Consider the following 2,824-nt stretch of genomic DNA (forward strand, 5'->3'; position numbering starts at 1 on the left):
CAGCAGCGGGCCGGCCGGACCGGCGAGCAGCTTCTGGATGCGGACGGGCCGGTGCAGGTGCGGGAACAGGCCGCCGTTGAGGAACGTCACGGGACCGTCGAAGGTGACGGCGAGGCGGCCCTCGGCGCGACGCGCGAGCAGCTCCTGGGCGACCGAGACGCCGTAGTCGTGCGCGACGAGCGTCGTGCGCTCCACGCCGTGGTGGCGCCAGACGGCCTCGACGAGGTCGGCCTGCTCGGTGAGCAGGTAGCGGTGCCCGAGCGGCTTGGCCGAGGCGCCGAACCCGAGGAAGTCCAGCGTGACGTCACGGCGCGTGCCGGGAAGGACCTCGAGCAGCGACGCCCAGTCCCATGAGCACGTCGGGAAGCCGTGCAGCCACGTCCACGCGGGCGCGTCGGGCGGTCCGTCGGCGCGGGCGAAGACGCCCTCGGGGATGCGGGCGCCGCCCGCCCACCAGGCGTCGAGGCTGGTCATGCCGGGACAGTAGCTCGTGGGCCGGGCCCGGAACGACCGGCGCTACACGTGCTCCTTGCGCTCCTGCTTCACCCGCCGTGCCGCCTCGCGCAGTCGCGCGGCCTCGTCCTTGGTCCGCAGGGCGTCCTCCCGCTCGGCCAGCGCGGCGTCCCGCTCCTTGACCACGCGCAGCTGGGCTCGGGTCGCCTGCTCCTCGCGGGAGGCGGCCGCCTCCTGCTCGCGCCGCTCTGCGGCCCTCGAGCGCTTCGCGGCGGTGGCGTCCCGGGTCGTCCGCTTGGCCGCGGCGCGTTCCCGGGTCTTCGTCGCGCGGCGCCGGCCGTCCGCGGCCCGGGCGTCGCCGTGGTCGCGGAGGTCCGCGGCCTGCTCGCGCTTGTCGGCGGCGAACTGCCGCCGGGCCGCGTCGATGCGCAGTTCGTCGTCCCCGGTCACGCGGGCGACGAGTTCGCGCACGCCCGCATCGACGCGGTCGAGGGCGATCCGTGCGCGCGCCCCGGTCCCTCGGTCCTGTCCGAGGACGGTCAGCGCGACGTCCGCCGGGGTCCGCGCGATCACCAGGCCGGTGCCGAGTGCGGCTCGCATCACCTTCTGCATGGGGACCGGGCTCATGGGGATGTCTCCTTCGGGTCGACGGTGTCGGCCGCGCGGTCCGCCGCGCGGGCATCCTGCTCCAACCTGGCTGCCTCCGCCTCGCGGCGGCGCGCCGCACGTGCGGCCTCGCGCTCGTCCTGCTCGGCCTCCCGTAGGCGGTCGGCTTCGCGGATCTGCGCCTCCATGTCCTCCTTGCGCTCCTGGATCGCGGCCCGCTGGGCGCGGGCACGGGCGAGCGACTCGACCCGTTCCGCCTCGGCCTCGCGCTGCCGTGCCTCGCGATCAGCGTCGGCCGCCGCCTCCTGCAACCGGCCCTCGCGCTGCAGTTCGCGGTCGCCGAAGGCGGCGCCGACGATCTCCTTGACCGTGCCGGCGACCTTTCCGAGCAGGCCGCCGCGGATCTGTTGCGAGTCGTGATGGGTCACGCCGCCCCGGCTACCCGGCGCGACCCCTTCCAACCACCGGGCTACCGAAGGCGGACCCGCACGGCGCGCGAGGTCTGGGTGGACCGGTGCGTCCGGCTGCCCGCGTACCGCACGGTGACGCGCAGGCGGCGGCCGGCGTTCTTCAGCTTGAGGGTCAAGCCGAACCTCGTCTTGCGGACGGCGACCGTGCGACGCGTCGTGCGGCGGCCGTCCGTCGCGGTGACGGTCACCTTGCCCGACGCACCTCCGAGCAGCCGCCCGCGGACGGTGACGCGGGTCAGCCGTGCGCGGCGACGGGCGCTCACCGAGCTCAGGCGCAGCCGCGAGGCCTTGCGCGCGGCCGGGGCGGGCACGGGCGCGCCACCGGATCCCGTCGTCGGCGCGGGAGTGCCCGGCTGGGGTGCGGGGCCCCCGGCCGGAGCGCCCGGACCGCCGCCCGTGCCGCCACCGGGACCGGGTTCGCCGCCCGGTGCCTGTCCGTCCGGCGCCACCGGCCTGCCGTCCACGGTCACGCTGAGCGTGCCGTCCGGACCGGTCACCGCGCGGACGTCGCCGCCGAGGTCGGAGTAGGTCGACTCCACGGGCGCGTCGTCGCCGACGTAGCGCTGCACGCGCAGCGTCACGCGGCGGCTGTCGTCCACGAGCTGGAGGTCCACCGGCTTCGCGTCGGAGAGCACCGCGAGCGGTGAGCCGGGCACCTCGATGAGCTGGATGTCGCCCTTCTGCGCGGCCGCGACGAGCGACGCGGATGGTCCGCCGCCGGTCGGCGCCGGGCTCGCGGCGGCCCGCGTCGCACGGGCACGGGGCAGCGACAGCTCGCGGATCTCGAACACCGTTCCCCGTGGCTGGCACGGGCCGACCGTCTTGCGAGGGGTACGCCCGGTCAGGAGGTAGTCGGTGTACTTCTCGGTCACCGAGGGGTCACCACCCAGCGCCGCGTGCGGGACGCCGCACACCGCCTGCACGTGGACCGGTTCGCCGAGCGGGGTATGGGTGCCCAGCGGGCCCTGGTGGGCGCTGCGCGTGGGCACGGTGACGTCACCGTCGACCATGCGGATCTCGGCCCGCACGTTGCCGCCCGCGTCCGCGGCGGGCGGGACCTCGACCGCGCCGATCGACAGCAGCCCGGTCCCGATCACCGCACGAGCCTGGATGGTCCCCTGCTTCGTCGTGAACCCGTCGTGGCGCTCGTGCCAGGCCCGGGCCTGGTCGAGCAGCGCGCCGTTGGCGCCACCGACCCCGGTCAGCCACGCCCTGGTCCCGGCCGCGTCCTGGAAGGAGCCGCCGACCGTCAGCCAACGGCCGTAGGGCTCGCTGGGGAACAGGTGGTAGGCGCC

Annotated in this window: 3 protein-coding genes and 1 pseudogene; all 4 read right to left on the reverse strand. The window is 76.0% G+C overall.

Features of this window, described 5'->3' with window-relative positions; all coding sequences use genetic code 11:
• Positions 1-474 (reverse strand): alpha/beta fold hydrolase (locus ABYE80_RS19340; RefSeq protein ID WP_372791942.1); only part of this gene is annotated, 474 nt, incomplete at its 3' end.
• Between the two features lie 42 nt (positions 475-516).
• Positions 517-1,080 (reverse strand): hypothetical protein, encoded by a 564-nt coding sequence (locus tag ABYE80_RS19345; RefSeq protein ID WP_372791943.1) that lies wholly within the window; start codon positions 1,078-1,080, stop codon positions 517-519.
• On the reverse strand, positions 1,077-1,487 hold the full coding sequence (locus tag ABYE80_RS19350) for a hypothetical protein (protein ID WP_372791944.1): 411 nt from the start codon (positions 1,485-1,487) through the stop codon (positions 1,077-1,079). Before ABYE80_RS19350 ends, ABYE80_RS19345 begins: the two co-directional genes overlap by 4 nt.
• Before the next feature lie 41 nt (positions 1,488-1,528).
• A pseudogene (locus ABYE80_RS19355) lies at positions 1,529-2,824 on the reverse strand (hypothetical protein); the annotation flags it as partial.

This window comes from Paraconexibacter sp. (assembly GCF_041602235.1).
Lineage (GTDB): Bacteria > Actinomycetota > Thermoleophilia > Solirubrobacterales > Solirubrobacteraceae > Paraconexibacter.